The organism is Mycobacterium sp. IDUB_37 (assembly GCF_055419245.1).
In genome coordinates, this window is the sequence record NZ_JBVAXG010000010.1 from 156583 (window position 1) to 173938 (window position 17356).

Annotated in this window: 17 protein-coding genes and 1 tRNA gene; 4 read left to right on the top strand and 14 right to left on the bottom strand. The window is 65.6% G+C overall.

What is annotated here, in order from left to right; translation table 11 throughout:
• Positions 1 to 41: 41 nt before the first annotated feature.
• The 5 genes from ACZY1I_RS26805 to ACZY1I_RS26825 form a co-directional block, all read right to left on the bottom strand.
• A complete protein-coding gene (locus ACZY1I_RS26805; protein WP_463759616.1) occupies positions 42 to 518 on the bottom strand; it encodes a GreA/GreB family elongation factor in 477 nt (158 codons plus the stop codon).
• A 204-nt stretch (positions 519 to 722) separates the two neighbouring features.
• Positions 723 to 1865: an SPFH domain-containing protein gene (locus ACZY1I_RS26810; protein WP_463759618.1), complete on the bottom strand. Its 1143-nt coding sequence runs from the start codon at positions 1863 to 1865 to the stop codon at positions 723 to 725.
• A 28-nt stretch (positions 1866 to 1893) separates the two neighbouring features.
• Complete coding sequence (locus ACZY1I_RS26815) at positions 1894 to 2115, bottom strand: NfeD family protein (protein ID WP_463759621.1); 222 nt, start codon at positions 2113 to 2115, stop codon at positions 1894 to 1896.
• A gap of 60 nt (positions 2116 to 2175) precedes the next feature.
• A complete protein-coding gene (locus ACZY1I_RS26820; protein ID WP_463759623.1) occupies positions 2176 to 2694 on the bottom strand; it encodes a 6-carboxytetrahydropterin synthase in 519 nt (172 codons plus the stop codon).
• A complete protein-coding gene (locus tag ACZY1I_RS26825) occupies positions 2691 to 3164 on the bottom strand; it encodes a GTP cyclohydrolase I (RefSeq protein ID WP_463759625.1) in 474 nt (157 codons plus the stop codon). The genes ACZY1I_RS26820 and ACZY1I_RS26825 overlap by 4 nt, the downstream gene beginning before the upstream one ends.
• Before the next feature lie 121 nt (positions 3165 to 3285).
• Between ACZY1I_RS26825 and ACZY1I_RS26830 the strand changes: the two genes are divergently transcribed.
• Positions 3286 to 3987 (top strand): C39 family peptidase, encoded by a 702-nt coding sequence (locus tag ACZY1I_RS26830; protein WP_463759628.1) that lies wholly within the window; start codon positions 3286 to 3288, stop codon positions 3985 to 3987.
• An 87-nt stretch (positions 3988 to 4074) separates the two neighbouring features.
• Here the strand turns inward: ACZY1I_RS26830 and wzm are convergent, their stop codons facing one another.
• Genes wzm through ACZY1I_RS26855 form a run of 5 tightly spaced genes read right to left on the bottom strand, consistent with a single transcriptional unit; the run spans position 4075 to position 9217 of the window.
• The gene (gene wzm / locus ACZY1I_RS26835) at positions 4075 to 4905 is read right to left on the bottom strand and encodes a galactan export ABC transporter permease subunit Wzm/RfbD (protein WP_463759630.1); all 831 of its coding nucleotides are present in this window, start codon (positions 4903 to 4905) and stop codon (positions 4075 to 4077) included.
• Positions 4902 to 5816 (bottom strand): galactofuranosyltransferase GlfT1, encoded by a 915-nt coding sequence (gene glfT1, locus ACZY1I_RS26840; protein WP_463759633.1) that lies wholly within the window; start codon positions 5814 to 5816, stop codon positions 4902 to 4904. The genes wzm and glfT1 overlap by 4 nt, the downstream gene beginning before the upstream one ends.
• A complete protein-coding gene (gene wzt, locus ACZY1I_RS26845; protein ID WP_463759635.1) occupies positions 5813 to 6661 on the bottom strand; it encodes a galactan export ABC transporter ATP-binding subunit Wzt/RfbE in 849 nt (282 codons plus the stop codon). Before wzt ends, glfT1 begins: the two co-directional genes overlap by 4 nt.
• Before the next feature lie 3 nt (positions 6662 to 6664).
• On the bottom strand, positions 6665 to 7234 hold the full coding sequence (locus ACZY1I_RS26850) for a bacterial proteasome activator family protein (RefSeq protein ID WP_463759638.1): 570 nt from the start codon (positions 7232 to 7234) through the stop codon (positions 6665 to 6667).
• Positions 7235 to 7237: 3 nt separating this feature from the next.
• On the bottom strand, positions 7238 to 9217 hold the full coding sequence (locus ACZY1I_RS26855) for a DUF6541 family protein (protein WP_463759642.1): 1980 nt from the start codon (positions 9215 to 9217) through the stop codon (positions 7238 to 7240).
• A 120-nt stretch (positions 9218 to 9337) separates the two neighbouring features.
• Between ACZY1I_RS26855 and ACZY1I_RS26860 the strand changes: the two genes are divergently transcribed.
• Both ACZY1I_RS26860 and ACZY1I_RS26865 read left to right on the top strand, forming a co-directional pair.
• Entirely contained in the window at positions 9338 to 10534 is a 1197-nt protein-coding gene (locus ACZY1I_RS26860; RefSeq protein WP_463759644.1) for a cysteine desulfurase-like protein, read from the top strand.
• Positions 10531 to 12906, top strand: a complete 2376-nt coding sequence (locus ACZY1I_RS26865) for an ATP-binding cassette domain-containing protein (RefSeq protein ID WP_463759647.1) — start codon at positions 10531 to 10533, stop codon at positions 12904 to 12906. The genes ACZY1I_RS26860 and ACZY1I_RS26865 overlap by 4 nt, the downstream gene beginning before the upstream one ends.
• Here ACZY1I_RS26865 and ACZY1I_RS26870 read toward each other — a convergent pair.
• Entirely contained in the window at positions 12903 to 13880 is a 978-nt protein-coding gene (locus ACZY1I_RS26870; protein ID WP_463759651.1) for an NAD(P)H-quinone oxidoreductase, read from the bottom strand. The genes ACZY1I_RS26865 and ACZY1I_RS26870 overlap by 4 nt on opposite strands.
• 37 nt (positions 13881 to 13917) lie before the next feature.
• On the opposite strand from ACZY1I_RS26870, the gene ACZY1I_RS26875 reads away from it, so the two are divergent.
• A tRNA-Ser gene (locus ACZY1I_RS26875) sits at positions 13918 to 14004 on the top strand.
• Positions 14005 to 14090: 86 nt separating this feature from the next.
• Here the strand turns inward: ACZY1I_RS26875 and ACZY1I_RS26880 are convergent.
• The 3 genes from ACZY1I_RS26880 to lipE all read right to left on the bottom strand — a co-directional run bounded on the left by ACZY1I_RS26880 (position 14091) and on the right by lipE (position 17346).
• Positions 14091 to 14816, bottom strand: a complete 726-nt coding sequence (locus ACZY1I_RS26880) for a DUF6882 domain-containing protein (protein ID WP_463759654.1) — start codon at positions 14814 to 14816, stop codon at positions 14091 to 14093.
• 130 nt (positions 14817 to 14946) lie between these two features.
• Positions 14947 to 16053 (bottom strand): Rv2629 family ribosome hibernation factor, encoded by a 1107-nt coding sequence (locus ACZY1I_RS26885; RefSeq protein WP_463759657.1) that lies wholly within the window; start codon positions 16051 to 16053, stop codon positions 14947 to 14949.
• Between the two features lie 48 nt (positions 16054 to 16101).
• On the bottom strand, positions 16102 to 17346 hold the full coding sequence (gene lipE / locus ACZY1I_RS26890) for a lipase LipE (protein WP_463759911.1): 1245 nt from the start codon (positions 17344 to 17346) through the stop codon (positions 16102 to 16104).
• Positions 17347 to 17356 lie beyond the last annotated feature (10 nt).

A 17356-nucleotide genomic window follows, 5' to 3' on the forward strand; every position in this document is an offset into this window, starting at 1 on the left:
CGGGCCCGCCGCGCCCGGCTGCGCCGCGCTTGCGACCCGAGCTAGCTGGGCAACTTCACCGAGAGCAGTTCGACCTGACTTTGACCCTGCGGGGTCGAGTAGGTCACCGTCTCGCCCGGCTGACGGCCGGCCAGCGCCTGACCCAGCGGGCTCCGGGCGGTCAGGGTCTCGCCCTCGTGGCCGGCCGGCGTTTCCTCGACGATCGAGATCACGTGCATCGTGACCACTTCGCCGTCGGAGAACCGCACCGTCACCTGCGTGCCACCCGGCAGCGTTCCCGACGAGTTCGACCGGGACGGCGGGGCCTTCAGCCGCCGGTCGAGTTCGTTGATCCGATCGGTGAGTACGGCGAGTTCCTCGGCGCGCTGGATAGCCTCGGCAGCGTCGCCGTGATCACCGATCATCCCGCGGTCGTTCTTGACCTCGATTTCCAGCAGCTCGCGTCGATGTTTGAGTCGGTCGAGTTCGGCTGCGAGGTTCTCGCGCGCGGCTATCGCCAGGTCCAATGACTCGCTCACGTCCGCCGACCTTTCGCCCTGTGGGGCCTGCCTTTGGGTGCCGGTTACCACGTGCTCCGAAAGGGGGTCGGAGTGCGCGGCGATTAAGTGATACACCACAAAGTGCCGGTCGTCACCGGTATTTGGCAGACGTTTACCGCCCCGTAGCGCGGCTCGTATCTGGGCGTCGGCCTAGTCAGCTAGCCTGCGAGGCGAATCAGCCTGTCAGGAACCATCTTTCGGCACAAACGGCACGATGGAGTTGCTGGTTGAACCGTCGGTTTCGTCGTCGTACGACGAAAGCCCATTGCGCACTGCGTCAAAAATTGCTAGACCCTGCGAAACCAGCCCGCTGGTCACCTGACTCAGGCCCTCGGCTCCGTTGAGCACGGTCAGGTTGGAGCCGGCCAGACCCCGAGCCGCCTTGTCCACGATCTCGGGCAGCTGGTCGATGATCATCCGGTCCAGTGCCACCCGATTGTGCGACGCCGCCGCTTCGGCCTGAATCTTCATCTTCTCGGCATCGGCGACCGCGAGGATCCGAACGCGTTCGGCTTCGGCCTCAGCAGGTTTCACGACCTCGGCGACCAACTCCTGCTGGCGCAGCTCGGCGGCTCGCTCAGCCAACTCGGTGCGCATCGCCAGCACCTCACGCTGCGCCTGGGCTTCGGCCAGCGGGCCGGCCTGAGCTGCCTCCGCCTGAGCCTTGTCGACCTCCGCCTTGTACTGAGCCTTGACAACGGCTGTCTTACGGGCGAATTCGGCTTGCTGGCGTTGCGACTCCTGCTCGGCCTCCGCGGATCTTTGGTTCGCCTGCGCCTGTGCGATCTGTGCCTGCTGCTGCACGGCTGCGTTGTGCGGGGCGGACATCGCCTTGATGTAGCCCAAGCCGTCGTCGTCGATCGACTGGATCTGCAGCGCGTCGACGCTCAGTCCGATCCGGGCCATCTCTTCTTTGGATCCGTCGAGCACCTCGGTGGCCAGCTTCTGGCGCTCCCGGATGATCTGCTCGACGGTCATCGAGCCGATGATCGAGCGCAGGTGGCCGGCGAAGATCCGCCCGGTCAGCACCTGCATCTGGTCCTGTTCGGACAGGAATCGTTGCGCCGCGGAGATGATGCTCTCCGGGTCGTTGCCGACTTTGAACGCGATGACGGCCCGGACATTGAGGGTGATGCCCTGCTGCGTCACGCACTTTTCGGCGACCTCGGCCTCACACATGGCCAGCGTCAGGAAGGCAGCCTTGCGGAAGAAGGGCGCGACGAAGGCGCCGTGGCCGGTGACCACCCGGAACGGCGCGTTGCCCTTGGCTTTGCCGCCGGATATCAGCATGGCCTCATCCGGAGCGGGCACCCGATAACCGAGCATTGTTGTACTCCTTGTGTTTTCGTCGTAATCAGGGCACTGGGGTGTTGTCTTGCCAGGGTTCCACGATGACCGTTCGGGCGCCGTGGGTGTCTACGACAAGAACCTTGGTGCCCTTGGGTAGCGGCTCGTCCGAGCGAGCCAGGAACGCCTCTCTGGAACCTCGCACCGTCACCAGGACCTCGCCGGCTCCGTCGGCACCGCGCGTGGGCACGATCAAGATGCCCACGCAACCGATGACAGAGGCGCTCACGACTGCATACTCCCCCTTACCGTGGCCAGCGTCGACCCCAGGATTGCAGCAGACGGGGAATCAATTGGCGGCGCTCAGGGTGAAGACATTGTTGCGATCCTCCCGGGCCTCCACTCGCGATACCCAGACCCGTCCGCCAGTTGCCAGCCCGACAATGCGCTCCACGGTGTCGAACACCCAAGCGGCCGATGCCTCGATTCCGGTGCACCGCATTATCCGCAGGTCGATGACTCCCTGGCCGGCCAACTGTTCGAACAACTCGAGCTGTGGGTCGTCGGCCGCGATCAGCGTGGTGTGGTCGAACTGCCCTCGCAGGGTGGCGCGGACCTCTTTGAGATAGTGGCCGTCTAACACCAAGTTGGTTTCGGGATCCATTTCGGCGCAAGCGAATTCGACATCGAAGAGGCGCTCGTAGCCGTGCAGGAAGAAGCGCTTGTCCTGCCGGGACCACGAGCGATGGCAACACGGCAGGTCACCGAAGCGCTTGCGTAGGTGGAACCGGGCGCTCCGACCGACGGGTGCGTCGGCGCGGTGCATGGCCGAGGTGTGGACGCTGTCGACGAACGTGAGGTCAGTCATGGTCGTCCAACTTCGACAGCGGCCTTTTCCCTGGTGCGGGTGAGGAACTCGCGTTGCTGGTCGGCGCTGTCGAGCATCGAGCCGTAGAACGCCATGGTGGTGGTCGGCCCGGCCAGGGCGGCGCCGTCCCGGACCGGCGTGCAGGCGTACCCGGCCTCCACCAGCACGCCCACCCCTCGTGAGGCGAGCTGGTGGTCCAGCCAGAGGCCGATCCGGGTCGTCATCTTCTGTTGCACCTGGACACCGCTTGAGCAGGCTTCGACAATTCGCGCGAGTTCAGGCTGACTCAATCGGATTTCGCCCTTCACATAACCCACGTGCACCACCCCGTAGAACGGCAGCAGGTGCTCTTCGCAGATCGACTGGAACGGAACCGCACGCAGCAATTCGATGCGACGGACGGGAAGCTCCGGCACTGATCCGAGACTGTGGGCGGAGTCATGCTCGTAACGGACGAGTGTTTGTGGCACCGCCATAGCCTCCGGGGAGGTTCTTGGAAGATTCTTGGAGGATTCTTGGCGACCGCCCGCCGCAGGGGGCCGTCAAGAAATCGCAGAGCTTTTCCAGAGGCCGGCGTCCGAGCCTTCTGGCATGAGAATCAACCGTATCGGCCGTGTCGTGCTGGCGATTGTCGCCGCCGCCATGGCACTGGGATTGGCAACCGCAGTTGCCCACGCCGCATCGCACACGCACACTTCCCAGTCCCGCAAGGTATACGGCAACCCGGCCGCTGCCGCCGCCTACTGGCGGCAGCAATCCTTCGACGACTGCGCCCTGATGGCCGCCGCGGACGTGATCGGGCAGCTCACCGGACGCCAGCCCACCGAGCAGGAGATCATCGGCGTGGCGCAGCGGCTGGGCAGCCGGTCGCACCCGGGCCCGATCTACACGCTGCCCCGCGATGTGAACAACCCGAACGGCACGGGATACGGCACCGACCCCGACGACATTCCGACGTTGCTGGGTCAGTACGGCATCTACGGTGTGGCAGTCGGCCAGGAGGACTCCGGCCTGGACGCCCTCGAGCACTACCTGGCCGACGGCCACAAGGTCATCGTCGGGGTCAATGCCGAACTCATCTGGGGCATACCGGTCCAGACCAGGGACGCCGGCGGCAACCCGATGAGCGACCACGCCGTCGTCGTCACCGGGGTGGACCTCGCCACCGGCAAGGTGCACCTCAACGACAGTGCCAACCCGAACGGCCAGGACGAGACGGTGTCGATCGAGGTCTTCCAGCGGTCGTGGGCTACCGGCAACGACGAGATGGTCGTCACCCGGGAAACTGCCTGACCCGTCGGTTGCCGGCCGTGTGGGTCACGCTGGCGTGACGCTCGGCGGTCACGGTTGCTCTGGCGTGACGCTCGGCGGGCCGAAAAGCTAGACCCAGTAGGGCACCCGCGCCCGATACTGCCGCATCGCGAACGCCGCCATGATCCAGCCGATAATCGTCAGCGCCACGACCACCGCCCAGTGCCGCAGCTCCTGATGAGCTCCCAGCAGCGGTGCCCGCACGATGTCGAGGTAGTGCAGCAGCGGGTTGAGCTCGACGATCTTGGCCCACTGTCCCGCGCCTTGCTGCCGCAGTGTGCTGTCGTTCCAGATGATCGGCGTCATGAAGAACAACAACTGCACCAAGGAGTTCAGCAGCGGTCCGATGTCGCGGTAGCGGGTCGCGAGGATGCCGAAGCACAGCGATACCCACACGGCGTTGAGCATGATCAGCAGCAGCGCCGGGAACACCGACAGATCGGCCCACGACCAGGGCTTGGGAAAGATGATGGCGACGACGACAAAGATCACGATGTTGTGCAGGAACAGGATCATCTGCCGCCACACCAGTCGGTAGACGTGCACGCTCAGTGGTGTCGGCAGTTGCTTGATCAGGCCTTCGTTGGCGACGAAGACGTCGGCGCCCTCCAGAATGGCGGCGTTGATCAGGTTCCAGATGATCAGCCCGAGCGTGACGTACGGCAGGTGCACAGACAGGTCGAGGTGAAACAGCTTCGAGTACAGCCCGCCCATCGCGACCGCAGTGGTTCCGGTGGCGATGGTGATCCAGAACGGTCCCAGCACCGACCGGCGGTAGCGCTGCTTGATGTCCTGCCAGCCCAGGTGCAGCCACAGTTCGCGGCGCCGGAACCCGGCGTCCAGATCACCCCAGGCGCGGGCAAAGGTCTTGGACTGGGCCGCCGCGTCAAAGAACGTCATGCCGAACCTCCTGGGCGTCCGAACTTCTCCTGGCGCCCCAGCCGGCGCAGTCGAAACCACTCCAGCAGCCCCTTCGGGTCGCGACGGGTCACCAGGAAGAACCAGCTGAACCGGACCCATTCCTGCGGCAGCAGTTTGCGCAGGCCCGGCTGCGACAGCACGTAGCCGCGGTTGCGGTAGGTGAAGAACCGTTTGGTCGGATTGTCGGGATACTGCGTATGCATGCGGCCGCCGAGGATCGGCTTGAACTCATCCGAGCCGCAGGGGTGCAGGTAGACCGCGTCCAGACAGGTGCCGAAGGGCAAGCCGGAGCGGACCAGTCGGCGATGCATCTCCACTTCGTCGCCGCGGATGAACAGGCGCAGGTCCGGAACGCCGATCGCTTCCAGCGTCGACGCCCGGAACAGCGCTCCGTTGAACAGCGACGCGATCCCGGGCAACAGGTCCTGCGTGGTTTCGGTACGCAGTTCGCTGACCAACCTGCGCCAGACCAGGCCCCGACGCAACGGAAACGCGAGCCGTTCCGGGTCGTCCATGTTGCACACCATCGGTGACACCTCGGCCAGGTCGTGCTTCTTCGCACACGCGAGCAGAGTCTGCAGCACGCCGGGGTCCTGCGCGTGTCCGTCGTCGTCGGCCAGCCACACCCAATCGGCCCCGTGCGCGAGCGCGAGCAGGATGCCGAGCGCGAAACCTCCTGCGCCACCCAGGTTCCGGCGGGAATTCAGATATACCGACGGGATCTCTTGTCCGGCGACCATGTAGTGCACACGGCTGTCACCGGAGTCGTCGTTGTCGATGACGATGAGCTTCTCCGGTGCCACGGTCTGCGTGCTCAGCATGTCCAGTGAGCGGGCGAGTTCCTCTGGGCGCCGGTGGGTGACCACGACGGCGATGACGGCGTCATTCAACGTTGCTCATCCACCGACGTTGTTTGCTGAGTCGCCTTCTGCAGGGCGGTCTGCGCTTCGGTTTCGGCGAGCACCTCGCGGACGTGACGGGCCGCGTCTTCGCCCTCGTAGGCGCGAACCACGTCCTCGATACCGCCGGTCTGCCTGATGACGCCGTGGTCGATCCACATCGCGGTCTTGCACAGTCGCGCCAGGAATTCGTTGGAGTGGCTTGCGAATACCAGGATTCCGGAGCGCTCCACGAGTCCCTGCAGGCGCGATTGCGCCTTCTTCAGGAACTCCGCGTCGACGGCGCCGATCCCTTCGTCGAGCAACAGGATCTCCGGATCGATGCTGGTGACCACGCCCATCGCCAGCCGAACCCGCATGCCGGTGGAATAGGTGCGCAACGGCATCGACAGGTATTCACCCAACTCGGTGAAGTCGGCGATCTCGTCGACCTTGGCCAGCATCTGCTTGCGCGTCTGCCCCAGGAACAGACCGCGAATGATGATGTTCTCGTAGCCGGAGATCTCGGGGTCCATGCCGATTCCGAGATCGAAGACCGGCGCCACCCGGCCGGTGACTTTCGCCCAACCGCGGGTCGGTTCGTAAATACCCGAAAGCAGCCGCAGCAGCGTCGATTTCCCGGCTCCGTTGTGCCCGACCAGGCCGACACGATCACCGAGTTCGAGCGACATGGTGATGTCGCGCAACGCCTCGATGACCACGACGTTGGAGTTGTTGCGTCCGATGGTGCCGCCGGCCTTGCCCAGCACCGCCTTCTTCAACGACCGCGACTTGGCGTCGAAGATGGGAAATTCCACCCACGCGTCGCGTGTCTCGATGTGCGGACCGCTTGCCACGGATTACAGATACTGTCCGGTGCCGTGCGCGCCACCGGGGGGCCCCGGTATGCCCATGCCCGGGGGTAGGGCGCCCTGGCGCATCTGTTCCAGCTGTGCACGTGCGGCCATCTGCTGCGCGAACAAAGCGGTCTGGATGCCGTGGAAAAGCCCTTCCAGCCAACCGACCAGCTGAGCCTGCGCAATGCGCAACTCGGCGTCCGAGGGCGGTCTTTCCTCGCTGAACGGCAATGTCAGCCGTTCCAGCTCCTCGCGGAGTTCGGGTGCCAGCCCGTCCTCGAGTTCGCGGATGCTGGCGGCGTGAATGTCGCGCAGCCGGGTGCGGCTCGCGTCGTCGAGCGGTGCGGCGCGCACCTCCTCGAGTAACTGCTTGATCATGGTGCCGACCCGCATCACCTTGGCGGGCTGCTCGACCAGATCGGTCAGGGAGCGTTCGTCGGCGTCGTCTTCCTCCGATTGGCGCATTGCCATCAAGCGCGGATCGACGCCGCCGATTACCTCGATGCCGTCATCCGCAACACCGGCATCGAAGTTCTCGTCCCCGTCGTGTCGAGTCCCCAAACCAATCACCATCCTTCAGCGTGTCTGCTCGGGGCGTACCGGAGTGTCGCCGTGCCATTCATAGATTTGGGCGCCGCCGTTGTCGTAGATCAACGTCCAGTACGGCGACTTGTCCAGAAAATATAGACCCTCGGGGACTTTGAACCCTCGGATCGTTGGACCGCTGGCCAGCACGTAGCGGATATTGAGCGCTTTGATCGCCTCGGGCACCCTCGGATCGGTGTCGCCCTTCTTGGCTAAAGCCCAGAAGATGTAGCGGTTGTAGCCCGGACCCATCTGCACCGGGTAGTCGTAGTGGGTCCACAGCGGGTGCAGGCCCGCCACCGCGTACATCCAGGCGGTGCCGTCGACGTTGGAGTCGCCGATCAGTGTGTCGTGCGCGCCGGGCAGTTTCGACAGGTAGGCCATGGCTTCCAGGTCGCGCTGGTCGACGATGATCGAGTCGTACTTGTCGCCGAAGAGGAACCGGTGCCGTGGGAAGTAGTGCCCCGCAAGACCGACGCTGATCCCGACCAGCAGCACGGCGGTGGCTGCCGCCCAGAAGCGCGAGGACATGGGCTTGCGTTGCTCGCTCAGCCGCTTCGCCTGCCCAACCACCAGCATGACGATGGTGACCAGCGCGACGGCCGCCATCAGGTTGAACAACGGGGTCATTGCCGCCGCGATGCGCCGCGGGTCCTTGTAGAAGAACTCGCCGAATGCTCCGGCCACCCGGCCGAACGGACCCCACAGCGGAGTGCCCGCATCGACGTTGATCACGACGAAAAGCAGCCAGACCGCCAGCGGCCACCACACCTTTTTGAACAGCAGGAGGAACCCGCCGACAGCGCACAGGAAGCTCAGCGCCCACTGGTACGGGAAGTCGTTGAGATGGCGCGAGTGCATGAACACGGCGTCGAACAGGCCGTGTCTCATGCTGAGGTACGTCAGAAACGAGTGGCCGGCGATGATGTCTTCCTGCTTGGTGACGCTCAAGAACTGCGGAAGCAGAATCAGCCCGGAAGCCCCGGCCACGCCCGCCAGGGTCAGCAGATCACCGAGTCGGCTGCGCACCGGATGCCGCAGCGCCTCGAAGAGCCACCACGCGCCGACCAGCAGCACGACGATGATGCCGCCGGTGATGTGCACCGAGAAGACACCGACCAGCGCCAGCACCGCCACCGGGATGCGATCTCGATGCCGTACCGACGAGGTGATCAGCGCCATGGCCGGTATGGCCGCCCCGTATGCCGCCAAGTTGGGCATGGCGGCGGTGTCGAACTCGACGTAGGGCACCGCGGTGAAGGATGCGGACAGCGCAGCAGCGGTCGACGCAGCGACGGCGGTACGCCACTCGGTGGTGTGCGTGCGCAGGGCACGCCAGGTGAGTACGGCCGCGCTGGTCGGGAACAGCCAGAGCGCCACCGCCAGCGAGCTCAGCGTGTAGCCGGTGGTGGCCGCCGCGCCGGTCAGCTGACAGAACACGGCGGCCAGGGCGTGGAAGACCGACGGGTAGTACAGCAACTGGTGCGTCTCGACGTTGCGTAACTCACCCATGTGCGTGGAAGACGCCTGGCCGGTGTCGAGGATCCAGCGCACGGTGTTGCCGTGCCAGACCGCGTCCCAGGTACTCGGCACCGATTGCCAGTGCGGGAGGCCGCTGAACGCCGCCCAGCCGATCAGCACGACGCCCAGCAGCACGCCGGCCGCCACGACGATCGCCGGCCCGGGATTCACCGCCAGCGCCTCGGCCTCGGTGTCGCGGAAGCGGGCCAGAAGCAGCTGCAACGCAACTGCCAGCACGCACACCACAGCCAGCGCGGCCAGTGCCGTCCACCCGTTCCAGGGGACGCCTAGCGCGCCGTAGGGGATGATCGCCAGCGCAACGACGCCGTATGTCAGCGGAGGGCCGACCGCTAGTGCGATCGGCCAGTTCAGCTGCACGATACGAGCGACGATGGCGCCGGGTGCGATCAGCAGGATCAATGCGATCAGCGTTCCGAACCACAAACTCACTCGACTAGTATGGCTGCCCGGGTGTCCCGTCTCGGGAAGCCGTCACGGCTGGAACGTCTACGGCGCACCCACGACCGTCACCAATTTTGACGAAAGCGCGAAAGCTTTAAGGTGGCTGGCATGGCCTACGACGTCGCCCGGGTGCGTGGACTGCACCCGTCTCTTGGCGATGGTTGGGTGCACTTCGATGCGCCGGCCGGAATGTTGATTCCCGATTCCGTGGCGACCACCGTGTCGACGGCTTTCCGTAGGTCGGCTGCCAGTTCGCTCGGATCGCACCCGTCGGCGCGGCGCAGCGCCGCGGTCCTGGAGGCGGCTCGCGAGGCGGTCGCCGACCTGGTCAACGCCGACCCCAGCGGCGTCGTGTTGGGCGCCGATCGTGCGGTGTTGCTGTCGTCGTTGGCCGAGGCATCGTCCGCGCGCGCCGGCCTCGGGTACGAGGTGATCGTCAGCCGCCTGGACGACGAGGCCAACATCGCGCCGTGGCTGCGCGCCTCTCATCGCTACGGTGCGAAGGTCAAATGGGCCGAAGTCGACATCGAGACCGGCGACCTGCCGACGTATCAGTGGGAGAGCCTGGTCAACAAGTCGACCCGGTTGGTCGCGGTCACGTCCGCCTCGGGAGTGCTGGGCGCGGTCACCGATCTGCGCGCGATGACCAAGTTGGTGCACGACGTGGGTGGCCTCGTGGTGGTCGACCATTCCGCGGCGGCGCCCTACCGGTTGTTCGACATGAAGGACACCGAAGCCGACGTGGTGGCGGTGAACGCGGTCGGATGGGGTGGGCCGCCGATCGGCGCGATGGTTTTCCGCGAACCGGCGCTGATGAGCACCTTCGGCTCGGTCTCGACGAATCCGTACGCGACCGGCCCGGCCCGCCTTGAGGTGGGCGTGCACCAATACGGTTTGCTGGCCGGTGTCGTCGCCAGCATCGAATACCTGGCGTCGTTGGACGAGTCGGCCCGCGGCAGCAGGCGCGAGCGCCTGGCGTTGTCGATGCAGTCCGCCTCGTCGTACCTCAACCGGATCTACGACTACCTGATGGTCTCGCTGCGGTCGCTCCCGCTGGTGATCGTGCTCGGCCGCCCGGAGTCGCGGATCCCGGTGATCAGCTTCGCCGTCAACGAGGTGCCGGCTGACCGGGTGGTGCAGCGCCTGGCGGACAACGGGATTCTGGCGATCGCCAACGCCCATTCCCGGGTGCTCGACGTGCTGGGCGTCGACGATATCGGCGGCGCCGTCACCGTCGGGTTAGCGCACTACTCGACGACGGCCGAAGTCGATCAGTTGGTGCGCGCGTTGGCGTCACTAGGTTGAAATTTGGCGACGAGCTGACCTTGGCTCAGCCGGCCGACAGCCACGATCGGATCCGCGTGCACGGTGCACGCGAGAACAACCTCGACGACGTCAGCATCGAGATCCCCAAGCGTCGGCTGACGGTGTTCACCGGAGTGTCCGGCTCGGGCAAGAGCTCGCTGGTGTTCGACACCATCGCCGCTGAATCGCAGCGGTTGATCAACGAGACCTACAGCGCCTTCGTGCAAGGGTTCATGCCGACGCTGGCCCGACCCGATGTCGATGTGCTCGAAGGCCTGACCACGGCGATCATCGTGGACCAGCAGCGGATGGGCGTCGATGTCCGTTCCACCGTCGGCACCGCGACCGATACCGGAGCGATGCTGCGCATCCTGTTCAGCAGGTTGGGCAGGCCGCACATCGGCTCGCCGCAGGCATTCTCATTCAACGTCGCCTCGATCAGCGGGGCCGGTGCGGTCAACGTGGAACGTGCCGGGCGCACGGTGAAAGAGCGCCGCAGCTTCAGCGTCACCGGCGGCATGTGCCCGCGCTGCGAGGGCAGGGGCTCGGTGTCCGACATCGACCTGACCGTGCTCTACGACGACAGCAAGTCCATCAACGAGGGCGCGATCACCATCCCCGGCTACAGCATGGACGGCTGGTACGGCCGAATCTTCAATGGCTGCGGCTTCTTTGACACCGACAAGCCGATCGCCAAGTTCACCAAGAAGGAGCTGCTCTCACTTCTCTACAAAGAGCCGACCAAGATCAAGGTCGACGGCATCAATCTGACCTACGAAGGCATCATCCCCAAGATCCAGAAGTCGATGCTGTCCAAGGAGATTGACGCTTTGCAGCCCCATGTGCGCTCCTTCGTGGAGCGGGCGGTGACGTTCATGTCGTGCCCGGACTGCGACGGCACCCGCCTGTCGGAGCTGGCCCGATCGTCAAAGATCAAGGGACGCAACATCGCCGAGCTCTGGTCGATGCAGATCAGCGATCTCGCCGAGTGGCTCAAGGATGTCGACGACCCGGCGGTAGCGCCGCTGTTGAAGTCGCTGCGACACGCCCTCGATTCGTTCGTGGAGATCGGGCTCGGGTATCTGTCCCTGGACCGGCCGTCGGGCACGCTGTCCGGCGGTGAAGCCCAGCGCGTCAAGATGATTCGCCAACTCGGGTCCGCGCTCACCGATGTCACCTACATTTTCGACGAGCCGACGATCGGTCTGCATCCGCACGACATCAACCGGATGAACGATCTATTGCTGCGGTTGCGGGACAAGGGCAACACCGTGCTGGTTGTCGAACACAAACCCGCGACGATCGAGATCGCCGACCACATCGTCGATCTGGGGCCCCGCGCCGGTTCCGAGGGCGGTCAGGTCGTCTTCGAAGGCGACGTCGCCGGGTTGCGTGCCAGCGGCACCATCACCGGCCGACACTTCGACGACCGTGCTGGTCTCAAAGAGAGCGTCCGAACACCGCGAGGCGTACTGGAAGTGCGGGGCGCCGCCACCCACAACCTGCGCGACGTCGACGTCGACATCCCACTCGGGGTGCTTGTCGTCGTCACGGGGGTGGCCGGCTCCGGTAAGAGTTCGCTGCTCTACGGATCGGTGGCGGGGTGCGACGCCGTGGTGTCGGTCGACCAGACCCCGATCCGGGGGTCGCGGCGCAGCAACCCGGCGACCTATACCGGACTGCTCGACCCGATCCGTAAGGCGTTCGCCAAGGCCAACGGTGTGAAGCCGGCGCTGTTCAGCGCCAACTCCGAAGGCGCCTGTCCGAATTGCAATGGCGCCGGGGTCATTTACACCGACCTGGCGATCATGGCCGGCGTCACCACCACGTGTGAGGAGTGCGAGGGCCGTCGGTTCGACGCGTCGGTGCTCGAGTACAAACTCGGCGGTCTCGACATCAGCGAGGTGCTGGCGATGTCGGTCTCCGACGCTTCGGAATTCTTTGCTGACGGCGAAGCTCGTACCCCCGCCGCGCATGCGATTCTCGAGCGGCTCACCGACGTCGGGGTCGGGTACCTCGGCCTCGGCCAGCCGCTGACAACGCTGTCCGGCGGTGAGCGGCAGCGGGTCAAGCTGGCCACCCGGATGGCGGAAAAGGGGGGTATCTACCTGCTCGACGAGCCGACCAGCGGGCTGCATCTCGCCGATGTCGAGCAGTTGCTGGGACTGTTGGACCGGCTGGTCGACGGCGGCAAGTCGGTGATCGTCGTCGAGCACCATCCGGCGGTGATGGCCCATGCCGACTGGATTATCGACCTCGGACCGGGCGCCGGACACGAGGGCGGTCGCGTCGTCTTCGAGGGAACCCCGCGGGAACTCGTCGAGGCGCGCAGCACGCTCACCGGCGAGCATCTCGCTCATTACGTCAGCTAGACGGTTAGGACGATCTTTCCGGCCACCTTGCCCGACACCATCAGTTGATGCGCATCGGCGGCCTGCTCGATGGGCAGGCGAGCGCCGATAATCGGCCGAACCCGCTCGCTGGCGAACATCGGCCAGACCGATGTCGTCACCGCATCCACGATGGCGCTCTTGCTGTTCGGCCCACTGACCGGGCGAGCCCGCAGGGTGGTGCCGATCACCCGGGCCCGCTTGCCCATTAACTTGCCGATGTTGAGTTCCGCTTTCACTCCGCCCTGCATGCCGATCACGACCAACTGTCCGTCGGCGGCCAGCGCGTCGATATTGCGGTCCAGATACGAGGCACCCATGATGTCGAAGATCACGTCGGCGCCGCCGCCGTCGGTCTCCTCCTTGAGGCGCGCGACGAAGTCCTCGTCTTTGTAGGAGATAGCGATCTGAGCACCAAGGTCGCGGCAGAGTTGCAGCTTCTCCGGCGACCCGGCGGTGACCGCCACCCGGGCGCCGAGCGCACGGGCCACCTGGATCGCATGGCTACCGATGCCGCTGGCTCCGCCGTGCATCAACAGCAGCTGGCCGGGGCTCAGATGTGCCGTCATCACCAGGTTCGACCAGACCGTGCAGGCCACCTCGGGTATGCCGGCGGCGTCGATGATGTCGACGTGTGCAGGCAGCGGCAGCACCTGGCCGGCCGGCACAGCGACGTACTCGGCGTATCCGCCGCCGGCCAGCAGAGCGCAGACTTCTTGGCCGACGGTCCACTCGGTGACATCGTCGCCGAGTTCGGCTACGACGCCGGAAACCTCCATGCCGATGATCTCGCTGGCGCCCGGCGGGGGCGGGTACTTGCCCGCTGCCTGGAGCACGTCGGCGCGGTTGACACCGGCGGCGCTGACCTTGATCAGCACCTGGCCGGGGCCGGCAGATACGTCGTTGACTTCTTGCCAGATCAATTGTTCGGCGGATTCGGCGACGATGGCGCGCATGTCGGCCACGCTACCGCCGCCCGCTACGCTTATCGGCGGTGGCGTGGCAGAGCGGCCCAATGCACTCGCCTTGAAAGCGAGAGACGGCTAAAACCGTCCGGGGGTTCAAATCCCTCCGCCACCGCAGTGTGATGTCGCAGGACATCGGAATAGCCCGAACCCTCGGTCAGGGTTCGGGCTTCACCATTCATGGCGTGTCGGTGGGTCTGGTCAGCCCAGCGAGCCCTGCAGCGACGTCAGCCGGGCGTAATCGTCGAACTCCGCCGCGGCGGAGTTACCGGTAACGGGATCGGTGAGTTCCACGCGAATGCGGTTCGCCGTCCAGTCGCTGGTCCATCCGGACATGGCCGCAAGGCCGTCCACCGCGGCTCGGTGATCCCGGATCGTTCCGGCCCCCAGCGCCATCGGCACTCGGGTCAGGAAACGGTGGTCGATTCGGGGCCGGGCGAAATCGAGGTCGCCGAGTAGCAGCACAGCGACGGTGCCGCCGCCGACGGCGACGAGGTAGGTCAGCCCGCCGCCTGTCACCGTGGCCACGACCGCGCCGATCTCGAGTGCCGCGGACTGAGCGACGTCGTCGGGATCCCCACCGACGGGGAAGGGCACCTCGTCGTTGAGCAAGCTGGGGAGCCCGTCGGCGCGACCGCGCTCGAGAATCATTTGTGCTGCCGCGCGGCCTCCGGATGGCAACGCCCGACCCCACAGCATCGTTTGCGGGCCGGGCGCGACACTGGCCATTAACTCGACGGTGGTCTCGATCGTTGCGCCCGTGGCCTGGGCAGTGAAGACGAGGGAGTCCCTGTCGAGGTCCGCTGCGTAGTTGAATTCGCCGCCGAGTCGCTCTTTAACGCCCTCTTGCAGCAGAAGCTGACTCAGCGCTGCGTACACGGCTCCGAAATCGTGCAGTTCTCGCAGGTCTTCGAACGCATTGTCCACGCGTCGACACTAGCGACGCTGTGTCGGCGGAGTAGCTCTCCCGCACACGGGACAGCCCGGCATCGCTGTCGGTGATGGTGAGCGTGAGTCGGTGCGCGACGACGATGCGCTGGGCCACCTGCGCACGGCGTCAGCGCAATGTCGGCGAGTACCTCAGCACCGCGGCGACGCCGTCGGCCGGCGAAATCCGCTCGTCGGTGCGAACCAGCGAGGCGCCCACCGAGATGGCGAACAATGGCAACGCTTCGTCGGCGCGCAGCTTCTTCACCGCTGTTTTCCCCTGCTCGGACAGCGAGTACGCATTCGCCGCAACCGTGGTCATGCCTTCGTCGGTGACCACCGTGGCGTCACCGACTTCGCCGACGATGAGCGTGTCGACTGCACCTTGGCGCAGCGCCGAGCACACGGCCTCCAGACCCTCGGCGGCGCGCCCTGACCGGCGTCCGATCTCGGAGTCGTAGCGCGCCAACGCGTTGTCCATCACACTCACTCGCCGACTGCGCGACCACCCCTCGATTGCACGCTGCACCTCGATGACGTCATGACCACCGTTGCGGGCACCGATCCGTAGCGGTACGACCCGCTCCTGCACTCTCTGGCACACCGTGGCCAGCAGGTCTGATCGCGACCGCACTTCGCCGACCACGAACACCGCGTCGATCACCAATTTGTCCACCAATTCGGTGACCCGGTCGGCGACAGCGCGGATGTTCTTCCGGCCGGCTTCATCCGTGCGCGCCTGAGGATCGCCGTATCCCGCGGTTTCGGCGCTCGATGCCTGGTGGATGGGGTAGCCACCACCGTCCACGGTCTCGGTGCGGAAGATCCCGTCGAATTGGATCGTGATGTCGGCGCCGGCGTAATCGACGATCACCAGCAAGTAGTCGGGGTATTCGAAGCCGTGCTGGAGGATCGGGACTATGTAGGGCAGATCGGATACGCGGACCACAGGCTGCGCGGTCGGCCGCAGGAGGTGTTCGTTGACCAACACCCCGTCGGCGCCGGCCACCACCGCCCGACCGCTCCGGCCGATCTGCGGTTGCAGGTCGTTGACCGCTTGCTCGATGTCGGAGATGACACCGTCCGGGGCACCCTGCGACTCGAGTTGATCGCGCAGTCCGCGCCACTTGGGGTCGAGCTGCATCGACCCGTCGTGGGTGTTGAGCGAGTCGTCGAAAAACACAGATGCGAACGGGCCCGGCGCATCAAGCAATTGTCGGAACCGTTCCGAGTCCATGCGGCAGGGTTCCCGACGTCGGCAACGGGGAAACTTGAGTTAGCCGACCTAAGCGAGCTGTGACCGGGGGATCTCTGCCGCGATGGTGTTCATCAGGGCCGCGTAGCGCCCGGCTTCGGGGTCGCGTCCGGGTTTGCCGCTGCTGATGACACTGGCCGCCAGTTCGCGCTCGGGATCAGCCCAAACGGCGATGTTGACCAAGCCGAGGTGGCCGAATGCGGCGGGCGCATTGCGTCCGAACGGCCCGTACTTGGTCGATCCCAGCATGTAACCGGTGCCCCAGCGCAGCGGCACCAGACCGGTAGCGAAGTCGGGTCGCAGCCGACGGCTCTCTTTGACCGCGCCGCGCAGTGTCTCGGGCCGCATTACCTGCACGCCGTCCAGTTCGCCGCCGCGGCGCAGGATCTCCATGAATCGGGAAAGCTCGTTTGCTGTGGACACCGTGTTGGACGACGGGATGATCGTGCCGAGGAACAGCGGTTCATTGGTGAGCGGAATCACCTCGTGCACTGTCCCGCCGATAGCCTTCCGGAAGATCTGGGCGATGACCGGCGGCAAGGTTCTGCCGGTGGCGTGACTGGGTGCGACCAGCGGAATGTCCTCCTTGGACACACCGAAGTTCGTCCAGCGGAAGCCGAGCGGGTCAAGGATCTCGGTGCTGAGAATTTCTCGGATCTCTTTGCCGGTCGCCCGCCAGATGAGCTCGCGCATCAGCGGTCCCCAGGTCAGTGCGTGGTAGATGTGCACCAAACCCGGGCGGTAGACGGGCTTGAGTTCGCCCAGCTTCTCCAACGCGTAGTCGTGGTCGTCGGCGCGCATGACGTCGGGGCGGGGTCCGCTGGGAAATGGGATGCCCGCGCTGTGCGTCATCACGTGTCGGATGGTGATGCGGTGCTTGCCGTGGCTGGTGAAGGTGGGCAGGTAGTCACAGACGCGGTCGTCGAGGGAGAAGGTTCCCCGCTCGACGAGCATGTGCACGACGGTCGCGGCGATGGCTTTGCCCGAGGAGTAGGCGCAGAACGGCGTATCCGTCGTCACCGGAATCTTCTCGGCGTCCGGGCCGTCGGTTGGAGCATTGCCCCAGCCGTGTCCGATCGCGCGGTTCAGCACGACCTTGCCCTTGTGCCGCAGACACAGTTGGATCGCGGGGTGCATGCCGGCCTGATACCAGTGCCGGACGGCCTGCCAAATCCGCTCGACGGTAGCGCTGTCGATGTCGGAGTGGTCCTCGTCGGCGACCGCGGTCACCGCGTCCAGGTCGGCCGGGACGCGGATCTTGCCGTCTGGGGTCACTGGTGCAAGT